The sequence below is a fragment of the Phaeobacter sp. CC-HEC084 genome, from assembly GCF_059429255.1.
In genome coordinates this window covers 150,225-164,010 of the sequence record NZ_JCAIJQ010000002.1, presented here as the reverse complement: position 1 = coordinate 164,010, position 13,786 = coordinate 150,225, and the positions used below count along the sequence as shown (strand labels likewise).

Here is a 13,786-nt window from a genome sequence, read left to right as displayed (position 1 = left end):
TTCAGTTTCCTTTCCCGTTGAAGGTCGTATCCTTGTAGGCACGCTCGCCGCTGTTGAGGTCTTCGACCCAGATCCGGACCGGGGTCGACTCGGCTCCGGACGCAGGCGCTCCCTTAGGGGTAACAATATAAACCCGTTGCAGGAAGGCGGTGTCGGCAGGCACCTGAACCGAGGCATAGGGCGTGCCTTCCAGCTGGATCCGCATTTCCGGCTCACCCTTGATCGACAGCTCGAACTGGCGCGGCTCCCCATGCTTGTTGCGCAGGCGCACATCATAGGTGTTGCGGACGGAGCCATCCGACAGGGTAACGAAGGTCGGGTTGCGGACCGGTGCGACGGTCAGATCGATGTCCGGGCGGATGAACAGAGCAAACACCAGCGCAAAGCCAACAACAGCCCAGAGCGAGGTATACATGATCGTGCGTGGACGCAGGATATGTTTCCAGACGCTGCGCGGTGGCTGACCAGCGCGTTCGTTTGCCTCGTCCGACAGCGCCATATAGTCGATGAGGCCCCGCGGCTTGCCGATCTTGGCCATGACATCGTCACAGGCGTCGATGCACAGGGCGCAGGTGATGCACTCCAGTTGCTGGCCATCCCGGATGTCGATACCCATCGGACAGACGTTGACGCAGGCCATGCAGTCGATGCAATCGCCCATTTCCTGCGACTCGGCTGATTTGCGATGCTTGCCGCGCGGCTCACCCCGCCACTCACGATAGCCGACGGTCAGCGTGTCCTCATCCATCATCGCCGCCTGAATACGCGGCCAGGGGCAGGCGTAGATGCAGATCTGTTCGCGCGCAAAGCCACCAAAGAAGAAGGTGGTCAGGGTCAGCACCAACATGGTGGTATAGGCGATGGGGTGCGCCTGCAGCGTCACCAAATCATGCAGCAGTGTCGGGGCATCGGAGAAATAGAAGATCCAGGCACCGCCGGTTGCCAGACCGATCAGGAACCAGGCCACCCATTTGGTGACACGCAGCCGCGCCTTGCGGAAATCCATCTTTTTCTGACGGTGCAGACGCAGGCGGGCGTTCCGGTCACCCTCGATCCAGCGTTCCACCAGAATGAACAAGTCGGTCCAGACAGTCTGCGGGCAGGCATAGCCACACCAGACCCGGCCCAGCGCCGAGGTGAACAGGAAGAGGCCCAGCCCCGCCATGATCAGAAGACCGGCCACGAAATAGAATTCATGCGGCCAGATTTCGATCCAGAAGAAATAGAAGCGGCGGTTGGCAAGATCCAGCAGCACCGCCTGATCGGGCAACGACGGCCCCCGGTCCCAGCGGATCCACGGCGTGATGTAGTAGATGCCCAGCATCACGGCCATCAGATACCATTTGAGATTGCGGAACATGCCCGATACGCGCCTTGGGAAAATCGGCTCCCTGGCGGCATAAAGGCTTGGGGCGGGATCGGAATCGCTCACGGACTCACTCCACTGAATTTGCTCTTTGTCTTGCGTTCTCACAGATGCGGCGCAGCACAGCTTTGACGTGGATCAAAAAGGATATCGGACAAATATCTTTGCCAGCGTCCTGCCACCCTTTGATCACGTCAAAAAAACCGGCCACCAACTACCGTGATAGGTTGACGACATACGTCTGAAACGGTTGTCAGCGACCTTATATGGATGCGCAACGCGACCTTTTTGCACGCCTCCGCATCTGCAAACGTCTCTGTGACCAAGGGATCATAGGCGCGCAACCGGGATCGGCGGGCTCACGGGCGCAGCTTCACAAAATTGTGTTGTCCCGCCCGTCAGTTATCGCCGGTGTCATCCTCCGCCACAGCATTCGGAACCTGCCGGTGCTTCCTGAGCCAGGCGATGAATTTGCGGGCCTGCGACCGCAACACGCCGGGCCGAGTCACGATGTGATAACCGCGCGTGTCGTCCTCTGTGAACAGGTCCACCAGCCGCCCTGCCCTAATGTCCTCTTCGACAAAGGCGCGCACGCTGACCGCCGCGCCCTGACCGCCGCGCACCGCCTCCATCAGCAGATTTCCAGGCAGCCGGACCCGGGGGCCACGTAGGGCGTCGACGACACCACGGGAGACAAGCCATTTGGCCGCCTCCGTGGTTCCCAATTCCTCAAGCCAGGGAAAATCGAGTAGGTCCTGCGGCGAAGACACGCTGCGCCCATCAAGTAGATCCGGCGCCGCAACCACGGACATCGGCGATTGTAGCAACATCTCAGCCGCCAACCCGGACCAATCGCCAGAACCATAACGCAGCGCAATGTCGATCCCGCCCGGCGTCAGTTCGACCAATTCGCCACTTGGGTCCAGAACCATATCCACCTCCGGATGCAGGGCGCGGAACTCTGCAAGGCGCGGCATAAGCCACTGGGCGGCAAACATCGGCGTGCAACTGACATGTAACGGCCGCTGCGCGCCAGAAACGGTCAGGTCCTGAACCGCTGTCTGAATCGCACTGAACCCCAGTTGCAGTCCGCGCGCCAGATGCTCCCCCTCGCGCGTCAGCCGCAGCGCCCGGCCACTGCGGTCCAGAAGCGCCACGCCCATATGGCGTTCCAGCGCCCTGAGCTGTTGGCTAATGGCAGCGTGGCTGACATTCAGCGCCGCCCCTGCCTTCACCACATTCGACGTTTCGGCAAAGGCAGAAAAGGCTCTGAGCGCAGCCAGAGGCGGCAGGCTAAACCACTCCATATGTAATCCTGACTTACATAGTGACTTTTTTCCTGAGTCGCATGAAACGCGTTTTGGCGCAACAGTACCGGACATGTTCAAACTCAGGAGGCATCGAAATGCTGACCGACATCTACGCACGCACCGTATTCACCGCGACCCGCCTCGACTGCGCCCCCCTGCGGGATATGCCACCCGCCAAACCGCTACCCCAGCCACGGAGCCGCCTTGGCCGGATCAAAGCCTGGCTTACACGGCGCGGCAGTCAACCAGCGCGACGCACCCGCTGCATCGACCCGCAGAAAATCTAGGAAGAAAAAGCGTCGGCTTTTCAGGAAACGCGCGAACAGATCGAAAAGCCGACGCCTGTACCCGCCTAACCAGCACGTCGGTACCGGCGGGATGCGAAGGACCCGGCAGGAAAGCATCACCCTGATGCCTATCGCCCTGCAGGGCCTGTTTCTCTTTGAAACGATATAAGCACGCGACAGCCCAACGCGATTTGACACGGATCAAGTCACGCAAACTAAAGGCGCCAAATTGGACAGAAACTGCCGCCGGGCTGCGCAGCTCTGACTGGGCCCGCCGCAGGTCGCCGTGGAATTCTTGCCGGAATTCCAAACCGGTGCTATCGGCTTTGGATGTCAGATCGCTCTTCCAGCCCGCTTCCTGCCGCGCCATCGCTTGTTCTGGCCAGCGCGGGCGTGCTGTTTGCTTCGCTCTGCTTCGGCGCGCTGCCGTTCTTTGCCCGCAGCCTGACCGAACAGGGCATGCCGCCCCACATCATCGCCTTTTACCGTTTCACCCTGGCGGCCGTGGTCCTCTCGCCGCTGCTGTTCCTGCACCGGGACAAAGCCCGCGCAATCCTGTGGGGGATGGCGGCCGGGGCACTGATGGGGCTTGGCTGGATTGGATATGTCAGCGCCCTGCGCAGCGCGCCGGTCTCCGTGGTCGGGGTTCTTTACATGACCTACCCGGTGTTCACGCTGCTGATCGCCTGGGTGCTGTTTCGTGACAGACCGCCCCTGCGCGCCGTCTGGGCCGCCGGTCTGATCGTGGTTGCCGCGACAATCGCCAGCGGCCCGGGTGCGGTCCCTGCTGCCGCGCTGCCCGCCTTGGCGATTTCTCTGGCGGCCCCCTTGGGGTTTGGATTTGGCATCACCGTGTTAGTCTACCGGCTGACCGTTCTTCCGCCTTTGGCCCGGATCGCGGCGGTCTCGTTAGGATCCGTTCTGGGCCTCTTACCGCTGGTGATGACGACGGATGCGGCCGCAATGGTCCCCAACAGCGGCGAAGGCTGGCTTTTGTTGCTGGGGATCAGCCTTGGCACGGCACTGGTGCCCCAGTTGGTCTATTCCGTCTGCAGCCCGATGATCGGCGCCGCGCGCACCGCTGTCATTGGCAGCATCGAACTGCCAACCATGTTCGCGGTGGGTGTCATCGCCTTTGGAGAGCGAATCTCTCTGGCGCAGGCCATCGCGTGCGCCCTGATCCTTGCGGCGATCATGCTGAGCAGCCAGACCGGGCGCACGGTCGCCCCCCACAGGGCAGGCCCCTGAACCGGCAGAACCAAGCAGCCCGGGCAAGGGCAAAATGAAAAGGGCCACCCGTTGGGCAGCCCTTTTACGTGTTCCGATATTTGCTGTGAAACCCGGTCTTATTCGCCGCCACCCAGCTGGTGCACATAGGCGGTAACCGCGCGGATCTCGGCCTCGCTGAGGCGGAGGTTCCAGGCCGGCATCACACCGTAACGCGCATTGGTCACGGTCTCCGTCAGCGTGTCGTAATCGCCGCCATAGAGCCAGATCGCATCGGCCAGGTTCGGAGCGCCCTGAGCGCGATCACCGGTGCCGTCTTCCATGTGGCAGGACGAACAGTTGTCTTCAAAAACAACAGCGCCTGCTTCGACTTTGGAGGCATCCTGCGCTTCGCCCGACAGGGACATAACGTAGTTCACGACCTGATCGATCTCTTCGGCTTCGAGCAGCTCATCCCGGCCAAAGGCAGGCATCGCGGAGTAGCGCGCATCGTCGCTGTCCTCATTGCGGATGCCGTGGGCCACAGTCGCGTGGATGTCTTCCACCGAACCACCCCAAAGCCAGTCGTCGTCCAGCAGGTTGGGATAACCCTTGGCACCTGCAGCGCCAGATCCGTGACACTGGGCACACCAGGTCTTGAACACGGCGGAGCCAGCCGACACAGCATAGGCATTCAGATCCGGGTCTGCCGAAATCTCAGTCAGGTCGGTTTCGACCAGCTTGGCATTGGTCGGGGCGTTTGCCTCTTCCACGGCCGCGATTTCACTGGCCACATCTGCACGGGTCGACCAGCCCAGCACCCCGGCCGTGGCCGAGTTGATCATCGGCCATGCCGGATAGGCGATGGTGTAACCAATGCCCCAGATGATGCAGAGGTAGAAGGTGTAGAGCCACCAGCGCGGCATCGGATTGTCGAACTCTTCGATCCCGTCCCATTGATGGCCGGTTGTCTTCGGATCGCTATCGAACTTTTGTGGTTTCTTACTCATGTCCGCGCCTCCTTGGCTTTACCCTTTGCTGGGGCGGGTTTGTCGTCATGCCGGAAGGGGATATCTGCCGTGTCGCGGTAGACCCGGTTGCTGCCTGGGCGGAACACCCAGACAACGACCCCGATGAAGAAAGCGAACAGCATCAGCAGCATCCAGCTGTCTGCGAACTGCCGCAGGAGTGTGTATTCTTCCATCTGTCCCTCCTGCTTAGCGGCTTGCATCCGGGGTGAAGGTCGAGAAGTCGACCAGAGTCCCCAGCATCTGCAGATAGGCGATCAGAGCGTCCGCTTCGGAAACACCCGGCTGGCCATCAAAGTTACGCACATTGATGTCTTCGCCATAGCGCTCCATCAGACCGTCGTAATCACTGTCGGGATCCGCTTGCGCCATGAAGTCGGCTTGCGCGGCTTCGACCATCTCGTCGGTGTAGGGCACGCCCAGGATCGCATTGGTGGCCATGATGTCACCGATGTATTTGCCGTCCAGCATGGTCCGCTCAAGGAAGCCATATTTGGGCATCACCGATTCCGGCACCACCGACTGCGGATTGCGCAGGTGGTCCACGTGCCACTCATCCGAGTAGCGGCCACCGACACGGGCCAGATCCGGCCCGGTCCGCTTGGACCCCCACTGGAACGGGTGATCGTACATCGATTCCGCCGCCAGCGAGTAGTGACCATAGCGTTCGACCTCGTCCCGCATGGGGCGGATCATCTGGCTGTGGCACACATAGCAGCCTTCGCGGATGTAGACTTCGCGACCAGCCATCTCCAGCGGGGTGTAGGGACGCATGCCCTCCACCTCTTCGATGGTGTTTTCCAGCCAGAACAGCGGTGCGATCTGCACCAGACCACCGATGGTCACAACCAGGAAGCTGCACACCAGAAGGAGGGTCGCGTTGGTCTCGAGGATTTTATGTTTGTCGAGAATTGCCATTGTCCGGCCCTCCTTATTCAGCCGGGACCGAGACCGACAGGCTGGCTTCTTTGGCCGGCGCCCGACGGACGGTCATGATGAGGTTGTAGCACATGATGATCGCACCGGTGAGGTACATGACCCCGCCCAGACCGCGCACCACATACATCGGAAGCTTTGCAGCCACGGTGTCGGCAAAGGAGTTCACCAGGAAGCCATTCGCATCCACTTCGCGCCACATCAGGCCTTCCATGATGCCGGTCACCCACATGGAGGCGGCATAGAGAACGATACCGATGGTGGCGAGCCAGAAGTGCCAGGACACCATCCGCAGCGAGTAGAGACGCTCACGTTTCCACAGAACCGGCACCAGGAAGTAGAGGGCACCGAAGGTGATCATGCCGTTCCAGCCAAGGGCGCCGGAGTGCACGTGACCGATGGTCCAGTCCGTATAGTGCGACAGCGAGTTCACGGCGCGGATCGACATCATCGGACCTTCGAAGGTGGACATGCCGTAGAAGCCGACCGAGATCACCATCATGCGGATGACGGGGTCGGTGCGCAGCTTGTCCCAGGCACCCGACAGGGTCATCAGACCGTTGATCATACCACCCCAGGACGGCATCCACAGCACGATCGAGAACACCATGCCAAGGGTCGAGGCCCAGTCAGGCAGCGCGGTGTAGTGCAGGTGGTGCGGACCAGCCCAGATGTAGATGAAGATCAGCGCCCAGAAGTGGATGATCGACAGTTTGTAGCTGAACACGGGACGTTCGGCCTGTTTCGGGATGAAATAGTACATCATCCCGAGGAAGCCAGCGGTCAGGAAGAAGCCCACCGCGTTGTGGCCATACCACCACTGCACCATCGCATCCTGCACGCCGGGCCAGACGATGACCGATTTGGACCCCCAGATGGAGACCGGGATAGTCAGGTTGTTGACGACGTGCAGCATCGCGACGGTCACGATGAAGGCCAGGTAGAACCAGTTGGCGACGTAGATATGCGGCTCTTTCCGCTTGATCAGCGTGCCCAGGAAGACAGCAAGATAGGCGACCCATACGATGGTCAGCCACAGGTCAACATACCATTCCGGCTCGGCGTATTCCTTGGACTGGGTCCCGCCCAGGACATAGCCGGTTGCGGCCAGAACGATGAACAGCTGATAGCCCCAGAACACGAACCACGCCAAGTTGCCGCCCCAAAGCCGCGCCGCGGAGGTGCGCTGAACGACATAGAAAGAGGTTGCCAGAAGCGCGTTGCCCCCGAAGGCGAAGATCACCGCCGAGGTGTGCAGCGGACGCAGACGGCCAAAGTTGGCAAAGCCCTGCGCCCAGTCGAAGTTCAGAACCGGAAAGGCCAGCTGGAAGGCAATAAACGTGCCCGCCAGAAAACCAACAACGCCCCAAAAGGCGGTGGCAATGACCCCGTAGCGCACGACACTATCGAAATATTCGTGCTCCAGATTGCCGGTGGCCGGTACCGGCTCATCCGTCTTGCGAAGTGTGTAGAGGAAAAGCCCACCAGCCACGAGCATCACGATGATCGCGTGCACCTGGTAAGCCAGATCGCGCGCATAGTTGATCCCGATCATCGCAAAGAGCGTGACCAGACCAAGCGCTATCAGCTTGAGATAATTAGACATCTTGCGTCCCTTTAACATGTACCGCGCGATTCTTCCGCCACGCGGGACCTTTTTAGACCGAGTTTGTGATGCAGAACGCGCCGCGTCCATGCATTGATCTGCATCAAGACAATTGCCAAACAAGTGTGACACATCATTTATGGCACAGCCATTGAAACGCGGTCCCTTCTGGGGATTTTGCGCTATTTCCACCAAGGGATGACAATGACCTACAAAACCTTCTTATCCGTTCTGACTGACCAGAACACCGCCGCAGCTCCGCTGGCTCAGGCCGCCGCTCTGGCAGAGCATTTTTCCGGCCATACCGAGGTTCTGTGCCTTGGCGTGGACCGGACCCAAACGGGGTACTACTACGCCGGTGCCAATGCCATGATCATCCAGGAAGCCATGGTACGGGCACAGGAAGAAGCAGCAGAGGTCCAAACCCACGCCGCAGAGGTCATGGAGCGCAGTGGCACGCCCTTTTCGACCGATATCGCCATCGCGCCGGTGGCCGATCTGGGCCGCCACGTGGCGCATCATGCGCGATTCTCGGATCTGGTGGTGCTCGGCAAGCCCTACGGCGAAGGCATCGGCGTAGAGGCAGAGCCCGTGGTCGAAGCGGCCCTGTTTGAAGGACGCACCCCGGTTCTGGTGGTGCCGGATGACGCCGAGCCGATCACCCAGCCGAAAACCGTGCTGCTGGCTTGGAACGAAAGCATCGAGGCCATGACCGCTATCCGCAAGGCGCTGCCCTTCCTCGAAGGCGCCGAGGTGGCCCGCATCGTCGTCATCGACCCGCCGCAGCACAGCCCGGAACGGTCCGATCCCGGCGGGATGCTGGCGCAGATGCTCTCGCGCCATGGCGTAAAATGCGAAATCGACGTGCTCAGCAAGACGATGCCACGGGTCTCGGACATCCTGAACCGCCATGCCACCGATACCGGTGCGGATATGATCGTGATGGGCGCCTACGGCCACTCCCGTTTCCGCGAGGCGATTCTGGGTGGCGCAACCCGCAACATGCTGGAAAAAGCGACCGTTCCAGTCTTTATGGCCCACTGATTTCACCGACTGGCCACGCGTGGCTGGCAAAGAAACGACGCAAACAAAAGGCGCCCGATCAGGGGCGCCTTTTTTACATTCTGTCGCAGGGCTGGCTCAGCGTGCTTTTCGGATCAACCCTATAACAAACAATAGAATCACCGCGCCGATGGTGGCGTGGATCACCGAAGCCAGCACCCCGCCACCAACGGCAAAGCCAAGAGCCGGGAAGATTGCCCCCGCCAGAAAGGCGCCAACGATCCCCACGATGATATTGCCAATGACGCCAAACCCGCGCCCCTGCATGATCTTGCCCGACAGCCACCCTGCCAAGGCGCCGATGATCAGCATTCCGATCAGACTTTCGAAGTGCATATGATTTCTCCCCTGTTTCAGGCAGCTTAGCTGCGAAGCCCTGCGAGGTCACGCCCGCACGTAATGCATGCCCTGGAACCGTGCCCGCATCGCGCGGGTGCGCGGTGCCACGGCTGCGGGATCGTTCCCGATCAGCCCCTGCGCGATCAGCGCCGCCAGTTCCGGCGCATCCGCAGGCGTGACACCCCGGCGCACCAATTCGGGCGTTCCGATGCGCAGACCGTTCATGTCACCCGGCACCTCGGCAATTGGCAGGCCGATCCCACAGGCCAGGAACCCGGCTTTCCGCAGGGTTTTGGATGCTGCCTGCCCACCACCGAATCCAGCGGCCTCAACCGCGAACTGATGCGATTGGGTTGCCTTTCCTGCGCCTTTGAACACCGGCAGTCCAAGCTTTTCCAATTCATCCGCCAGCGCCTGCGCCAGGTCGATCATAGCCTTTGCGTAGGCGGGGCCATAGTCGATCCAATCCAGAAGGCTGACCGCCAGCGCCGCCGTCTTGGCCGCGTCAAAATTGGCCGTCATCCCCGGAAAGGCGATGGCATCAAGCCGCTCAGCAACCGCCGCGTCATTGCTGACAATCAGCCCCCCGGCCGGTCCGCCAAGGCTCTTGTAAGTGCTCATCGTCATCAGATGGGCGCCCTCCTGTAGTGGATTGGCCCAGGCGTCGCCCGCGATGATACCGCATTGATGCGCCGCGTCGAACAGCACCTTTGCGCCGACCTCATCTGCGATGGCGCGGACCTCTGCCACCGGGTGCGGAAAGAGGTTCAGGCTGCCTCCGATGGTGATCAGGCTTGGCTGCACCTCATGCGCCATACGGCGCAAGCCATCCAGATCCACGGTGTAGCCATCCGCGTGCACTGGCGCCGGATGTGTTTTCAACCCGTAAAGCCCCGCACAGCCCGCCTCATGGTGCGTCACATGTCCACCCACGGTGGCGGGCGGCGCGATGATACTGTCCCCCGGCTGCGTCAGAGCCATGAAGCCATAGAGATTGGCGAGCGCGCCGGAGCCGACCCGAACCTCGGCATAGGCCGCCTGAAACACCTCGGCGGCCAATTCGGCGGCGATCACCTCAATCTCCTCAATGGCCTCCAGCCCCATTTCATATTTGTCGCCAGGATAGCCCAGCGACGGCCGACTGCCGAGCCCGGATGACAACACCGCCTCGGCGGCGGGGTTCATCACATTGGTGGCTGGGTTGAGGTTGAAACACTCTTCATCGTGGATTTCAGCGTTGCGCCGGATCAGCGTATCGATGCGGCCTGCCAGCCCGTCGGTGGTTGCGGCAGCGGTCTGCTTTGCAATTTCCTGCACATGGGCCTCGCAGGCCGCTGGCACCCAGCGGCGCTGTGCAAGGCGTTGTTTTGCCGGATCGGTCATGTGGATCATCCCTGTTGAAGGTCTGTTTCTTTGCCTCAGTGAAGCCGCCGCGCGCCCTTGTGCGCAAACCAGTTTTACGAAAAATTAGGGTTAGAAAAACTAAGGCTTACTTCATGAGCGTCTCTCCACCCCGTCCCAGATCCCTGCCCCTCACCGCCCTACGCGCCTTCGAGGCTGCTGCCCGGCTGGGTAGTTTTTCCGCTGCAGCGCAGGAACTTGGCGTTACACCAGGGGCAGTATCGGCGCATATCAAGACGCTGGAGGATGCGCTGGGAGCGCCGCTGTTTCATCGCCGGGCCAAGGCAGTGGAGCTGACCGCACCGGGCGCGCGGGCCCTGCCCGAATTTACCGCCGCCTTTGATCAGCTGGCCGGGGCGGTGCAAACCCTGCGGGATGAGGCCGCGCCTGCGGTGGTGCATATCGCCACCCTGCCCTCGGTTGCGCAGTTCTGGCTGTCCCCGCGCCTGCCCGCCCTGCGTCAGGCCATGCCCGAGGTTGCCATTTCGGTCACCGCGCTGGAAACACCGCCCAACCTGAAACGCACGCCTTATGATCTGTGCCTGTTCTTCGACCCGTCGCAGGGGCAGCCAGTGGAACGAGATGTCATATTTCCAGTCTGCGCTCCCAATCTGGCCGCACAGCTTTCGCGGCCCGAGGATCTGCGAAATGTGCCCTGCCTGACTGACACCACATGGGACCGGGACTGGATGCATTGGCTGGCTGCAGTGGATCTCAGTGAGACCGTGACGCCACGGGGACCGGTCTATTCGCTCTATGCCCTCGCGGTAGAGGAAACCCTGAACGGTGCCGGGGTGCTGATCGGCCATGCTGCCCTTCTGGCGCCTTTGCTTCAATCAGGACGGCTGGTCGCGCCCTTTGCGACTGAGGTCACACTGCCGGATGCGCTGCGTCTGTGGCGCCTGCCGGGCCGTGGATCAACGGCGGCGGTCAATCAGGTCGCTGACTGGCTGAAAGAGAGTGCGGGCGCAGGAAATTTGCCAAGCTGACACGAAAAAGGGGCGGACAGATCTGCACCTGCTTCGCCCCTGTCCAATATGCACGTGTTGATTGCGCACAGCGTGGATCTCAGCCGAGGAAACCACCGTCACTATCGTCGCCCGCTTCTTCCAGCAGGCGCCCCATGTCGGGCACGGTCACGTGCCGCTTGCCTTCGAGCTCGATCACGCCGTCCTTTTTCAGTGCCGACATCTGGCGGCTGACGGTTTCTAGGGTCAGGCCAAGGTAGTCTGCCATTGCCTCCCGCGTGAGCGGCAGATCAAACACCATCCGATCCTTCGCTCCTGCGGGAGTCAGAGACGCATCCCGGCGCGCAATGATCGATAGCAGGCTGGCGATCTTTTCCCGGGCGGTCTTACGGCCCAGTACCAGCATCCATTCCCGCGCGGCGTCCAGTTCATCCAGCGTCATTTCAAGCAGGCGGTGCGCGATATGTGGCGTACGCGCCATCAGTTCTTCAAAGGGTTTCTTGCGGAAACAGCACATCACCACTTCGGTTGTGGCGACCACGTTATAGGCCGCGCCATCGCGCCCAGGGCGTCCGACAAAATCGCTGGGCAGGAGAAGACCGACCATCTGGGTACGACCATCTTCCATTGTCTGGGTCAGGGTCGCGATGCCGGAAACCACCGAACCGACAAAATTCATTGAGTCGCCGGACCAGATAATCGGGCGCCCCGCCTCATAGGTCCGGTAGTATTTGATGGCATCCAACTCTTCCAATTCATCCGAATCGCAGCGCGCACAGACCGCGCGATGCCTGATCGGGCAATCACCACAGTTGAAAGATGAAATCGTGGGGGCTGTCATGGCGTGTCCCGCTTGATCTGGGTCAAAGTCTAGTTACTCGTACACGATTTACGATAGTCCGATGAAACAGAAATCACAATTGGCAAGCCTCGGATTATTCGATGCTAAAGTGCCGCGCTATACCAGCTACCCCACGGCGCCGCACTTTGCAGGCGGCGTAAATGCCAGTGTTTTCTCAGGCTGGCTAAGGGATATCGCGCCTGGCAGTCAGATCTCGCTTTATGTGCATGTGCCTTTCTGCCGCAGGCTGTGCTGGTTCTGCGCCTGCCGCACACAGGGAACCCAGTCGGACGCCCCGGTCAGGGCCTATCTCGACACGCTCAAGGCCGAAATCGCGCTGCTGAAATCGCACCTCCCCGAAGGTGTCAGCCTGTCCCGGCTGCATTGGGGCGGTGGCACACCGACGCTGCTATCAGCCGATATGATTCGTGAACTGGCCGCCGCGCAGGCCGATCTGGCGCCATGGGCCCTTGGCACCAAGTTTTCGGTCGAGATTGATCCGAACGAATGCGACGCGGCGCGGCTGGATGCCCTGGCCGAGGCAGGCATGAACCGGGCCTCGATCGGGGTGCAGGATTTCGACGCCACCATCCAGAACGCAATCGGGCGGCTGCAAAGCTATGAGCTGACGCATGAAACCTTCGAAATGCTGCGCGCGCGGGGAATCCACAGTATCAATGCTGACATCCTGTTCGGGCTGCCACATCAGACGCCGGAGCGGATCACCGACAGCGCGCAGAAACTGTTGTCCCTCTCACCGGATCGGGTCGCCCTGTTTGGATATGCGCATGTGCCCTGGATGGCGCGGCGCCAGACCATGATTCCTACGGATACCCTGCCGACGCCCGAAAATCGGCTGGATCTTTTTGATACCGCCCGGCGCCTGTTCCTGTGGGACGGCTACCGCGAAATTGGCATCGACCATTTTGCAAGGCCGGACGACAGTCTGGTCAAGGCTCAGACCTCTGGGCGGCTCAAACGGAATTTCCAGGGCTATACCGAGGATCCCGCCGACGTTCTGATCGGCATCGGCGCCTCGGCAATCTCGCGCTTCCCGCAGGGCTACGCCCAGAACGCCCCCGGCACCGCGGACCACGCAAAGGCGATAGCGACGGGTCAGTTTGCAACCGCGCGCGGACATGTCTTTCAGGGAGAAGACAAGTTGCGGGGTCGCATGATCGAATCGCTGATGTGCGATTTCAGGATCAGCGCCGAAGATATCCTGGGCAAGTTTCAGATTTCGGCGCAATGGCTCCGGGATGTGCTGGAGCAAACAGCCCGCGCCTTTCCGAACATGGTGGAACTGTCGCAGGAAGGGCTGTCGATCCCGGAGCGCGCCCGCCCCCTGACTCGGATGATCGCACGTAGTCTGGACGCCTATGAGGTGAACCAGGCCGGGCACAGCTCCGCGATCTGATATCCCGTTTGATATCGCG

Annotated in this window: 13 protein-coding genes; 4 read left to right on the top strand and 9 right to left on the bottom strand. The window is 61.0% G+C overall.

Going from position 1 to position 13,786, the window contains the following annotated elements:
* Position 1 precedes the first annotated feature (1 nt).
* Positions 2–1,432 (bottom strand): cytochrome c oxidase accessory protein CcoG, encoded by a 1,431-nt coding sequence (ccoG, locus tag AC5SSZ_RS01205; RefSeq protein ID WP_274832692.1) that lies wholly within the window; start codon positions 1,430–1,432, stop codon positions 2–4.
* A gap of 332 nt (positions 1,433–1,764) precedes the next feature.
* Entirely contained in the window at positions 1,765–2,673 is a 909-nt protein-coding gene (locus AC5SSZ_RS01200) for a LysR family transcriptional regulator (protein WP_065271277.1), read from the bottom strand.
* A 620-nt stretch (positions 2,674–3,293) separates the two neighbouring features.
* Between AC5SSZ_RS01200 and AC5SSZ_RS01195 the strand changes: the two genes are divergently transcribed.
* A complete protein-coding gene (locus AC5SSZ_RS01195; protein ID WP_495436329.1) occupies positions 3,294–4,211 on the top strand; it encodes a DMT family transporter in 918 nt (305 codons plus the stop codon).
* 98 nt (positions 4,212–4,309) lie between these two features.
* Here the strand turns inward: AC5SSZ_RS01195 and ccoP are convergent, their stop codons facing one another.
* From ccoP to ccoN, 4 genes are read right to left on the bottom strand one after another with little or no spacing between them, the layout of a single operon-like run.
* Positions 4,310–5,179 carry a cytochrome-c oxidase, cbb3-type subunit III gene (gene ccoP / locus AC5SSZ_RS01190; RefSeq protein ID WP_065271280.1) on the bottom strand — a complete coding sequence of 290 codons (870 nt, stop codon included), beginning with the start codon at positions 5,177–5,179 and terminating at the stop codon, positions 4,310–4,312.
* On the bottom strand, positions 5,176–5,373 hold the full coding sequence (locus AC5SSZ_RS01185) for a CcoQ/FixQ family Cbb3-type cytochrome c oxidase assembly chaperone (protein ID WP_065271281.1): 198 nt from the start codon (positions 5,371–5,373) through the stop codon (positions 5,176–5,178). Before AC5SSZ_RS01185 ends, ccoP begins: the two co-directional genes overlap by 4 nt.
* Positions 5,374–5,386: 13 nt before the next feature.
* On the bottom strand, positions 5,387–6,115 hold the full coding sequence (ccoO, locus tag AC5SSZ_RS01180) for a cytochrome-c oxidase, cbb3-type subunit II (RefSeq protein ID WP_065271282.1): 729 nt from the start codon (positions 6,113–6,115) through the stop codon (positions 5,387–5,389).
* Positions 6,116–6,128: 13 nt separating this feature from the next.
* Positions 6,129–7,739 (bottom strand): cytochrome-c oxidase, cbb3-type subunit I, encoded by a 1,611-nt coding sequence (gene ccoN / locus AC5SSZ_RS01175; protein WP_495436326.1) that lies wholly within the window; start codon positions 7,737–7,739, stop codon positions 6,129–6,131.
* Positions 7,740–7,943: 204 nt separating this feature from the next.
* On the opposite strand from ccoN, the gene AC5SSZ_RS01170 reads away from it, so the two are divergent.
* Positions 7,944–8,783: a universal stress protein gene (locus AC5SSZ_RS01170; RefSeq protein ID WP_274829716.1), complete on the top strand. Its 840-nt coding sequence runs from the start codon at positions 7,944–7,946 to the stop codon at positions 8,781–8,783.
* A gap of 96 nt (positions 8,784–8,879) precedes the next feature.
* Here AC5SSZ_RS01170 and AC5SSZ_RS01165 read toward each other — a convergent pair whose 3' ends face one another.
* Together AC5SSZ_RS01165 and glyA are read right to left on the bottom strand one after the other, a co-directional pair.
* On the bottom strand, positions 8,880–9,137 hold the full coding sequence (locus AC5SSZ_RS01165; protein ID WP_274832689.1) for a GlsB/YeaQ/YmgE family stress response membrane protein: 258 nt from the start codon (positions 9,135–9,137) through the stop codon (positions 8,880–8,882).
* 48 nt (positions 9,138–9,185) lie between these two features.
* Complete coding sequence (gene glyA / locus AC5SSZ_RS01160) at positions 9,186–10,523, bottom strand: serine hydroxymethyltransferase (protein WP_495436322.1); 1,338 nt, start codon at positions 10,521–10,523, stop codon at positions 9,186–9,188.
* Between the two features lie 113 nt (positions 10,524–10,636).
* Between glyA and AC5SSZ_RS01155 the strand changes: the two genes are divergently transcribed.
* The gene (locus tag AC5SSZ_RS01155; RefSeq protein WP_274834869.1) at positions 10,637–11,530 is read left to right on the top strand and encodes a LysR family transcriptional regulator; all 894 of its coding nucleotides are present in this window, start codon (positions 10,637–10,639) and stop codon (positions 11,528–11,530) included.
* Between the two features lie 79 nt (positions 11,531–11,609).
* Here the strand turns inward: AC5SSZ_RS01155 and fnrL are convergent, their stop codons facing one another.
* Entirely contained in the window at positions 11,610–12,350 is a 741-nt protein-coding gene (gene fnrL, locus AC5SSZ_RS01150) for a transcriptional regulator FnrL (RefSeq protein WP_065271286.1), read from the bottom strand.
* A gap of 61 nt (positions 12,351–12,411) precedes the next feature.
* Here fnrL and hemN point away from each other — a divergent pair, with 61 nt between their 5' ends.
* A complete protein-coding gene (gene hemN / locus AC5SSZ_RS01145; RefSeq protein ID WP_495436319.1) occupies positions 12,412–13,767 on the top strand; it encodes an oxygen-independent coproporphyrinogen III oxidase in 1,356 nt (451 codons plus the stop codon).
* The last annotated feature ends 19 nt before the right edge of the window (positions 13,768–13,786 follow it).

Excerpts from the sequence above, each read along its gene's own strand:
- AC5SSZ_RS01195 (WP_495436329.1), top strand. The coding sequence starts at position 3,294 with ATGTCAGATCGCTCTTCCAGCCCGCTTCCTGCCGCGCCATCGCTTGTT.
- AC5SSZ_RS01185 (WP_065271281.1), bottom strand. The coding sequence starts at position 5,373 with ATGGAAGAATACACACTCCTGCGGCAGTTCGCAGACAGCTGGATGCTG.
- ccoP (WP_065271280.1), bottom strand. The coding sequence starts at position 5,179 with ATGAGTAAGAAACCACAAAAGTTCGATAGCGATCCGAAGACAACCGGC.
- AC5SSZ_RS01155 (WP_274834869.1), top strand. The coding sequence starts at position 10,637 with ATGAGCGTCTCTCCACCCCGTCCCAGATCCCTGCCCCTCACCGCCCTA.
- AC5SSZ_RS01200 (WP_065271277.1), bottom strand. The coding sequence starts at position 2,673 with ATGGAGTGGTTTAGCCTGCCGCCTCTGGCTGCGCTCAGAGCCTTTTCT.
- fnrL (WP_065271286.1), bottom strand. The coding sequence starts at position 12,350 with ATGACAGCCCCCACGATTTCATCTTTCAACTGTGGTGATTGCCCGATC.
- ccoN (WP_495436326.1), bottom strand. The coding sequence starts at position 7,739 with ATGTCTAATTATCTCAAGCTGATAGCGCTTGGTCTGGTCACGCTCTTT.
- ccoO (WP_065271282.1), bottom strand. The coding sequence starts at position 6,115 with ATGGCAATTCTCGACAAACATAAAATCCTCGAGACCAACGCGACCCTC.
- AC5SSZ_RS01165 (WP_274832689.1), bottom strand. The coding sequence starts at position 9,137 with ATGCACTTCGAAAGTCTGATCGGAATGCTGATCATCGGCGCCTTGGCA.
- AC5SSZ_RS01170 (WP_274829716.1), top strand. The coding sequence starts at position 7,944 with ATGACCTACAAAACCTTCTTATCCGTTCTGACTGACCAGAACACCGCC.
- glyA (WP_495436322.1), bottom strand. The coding sequence starts at position 10,523 with ATGACCGATCCGGCAAAACAACGCCTTGCACAGCGCCGCTGGGTGCCA.
- hemN (WP_495436319.1), top strand. The coding sequence starts at position 12,412 with ATGAAACAGAAATCACAATTGGCAAGCCTCGGATTATTCGATGCTAAA.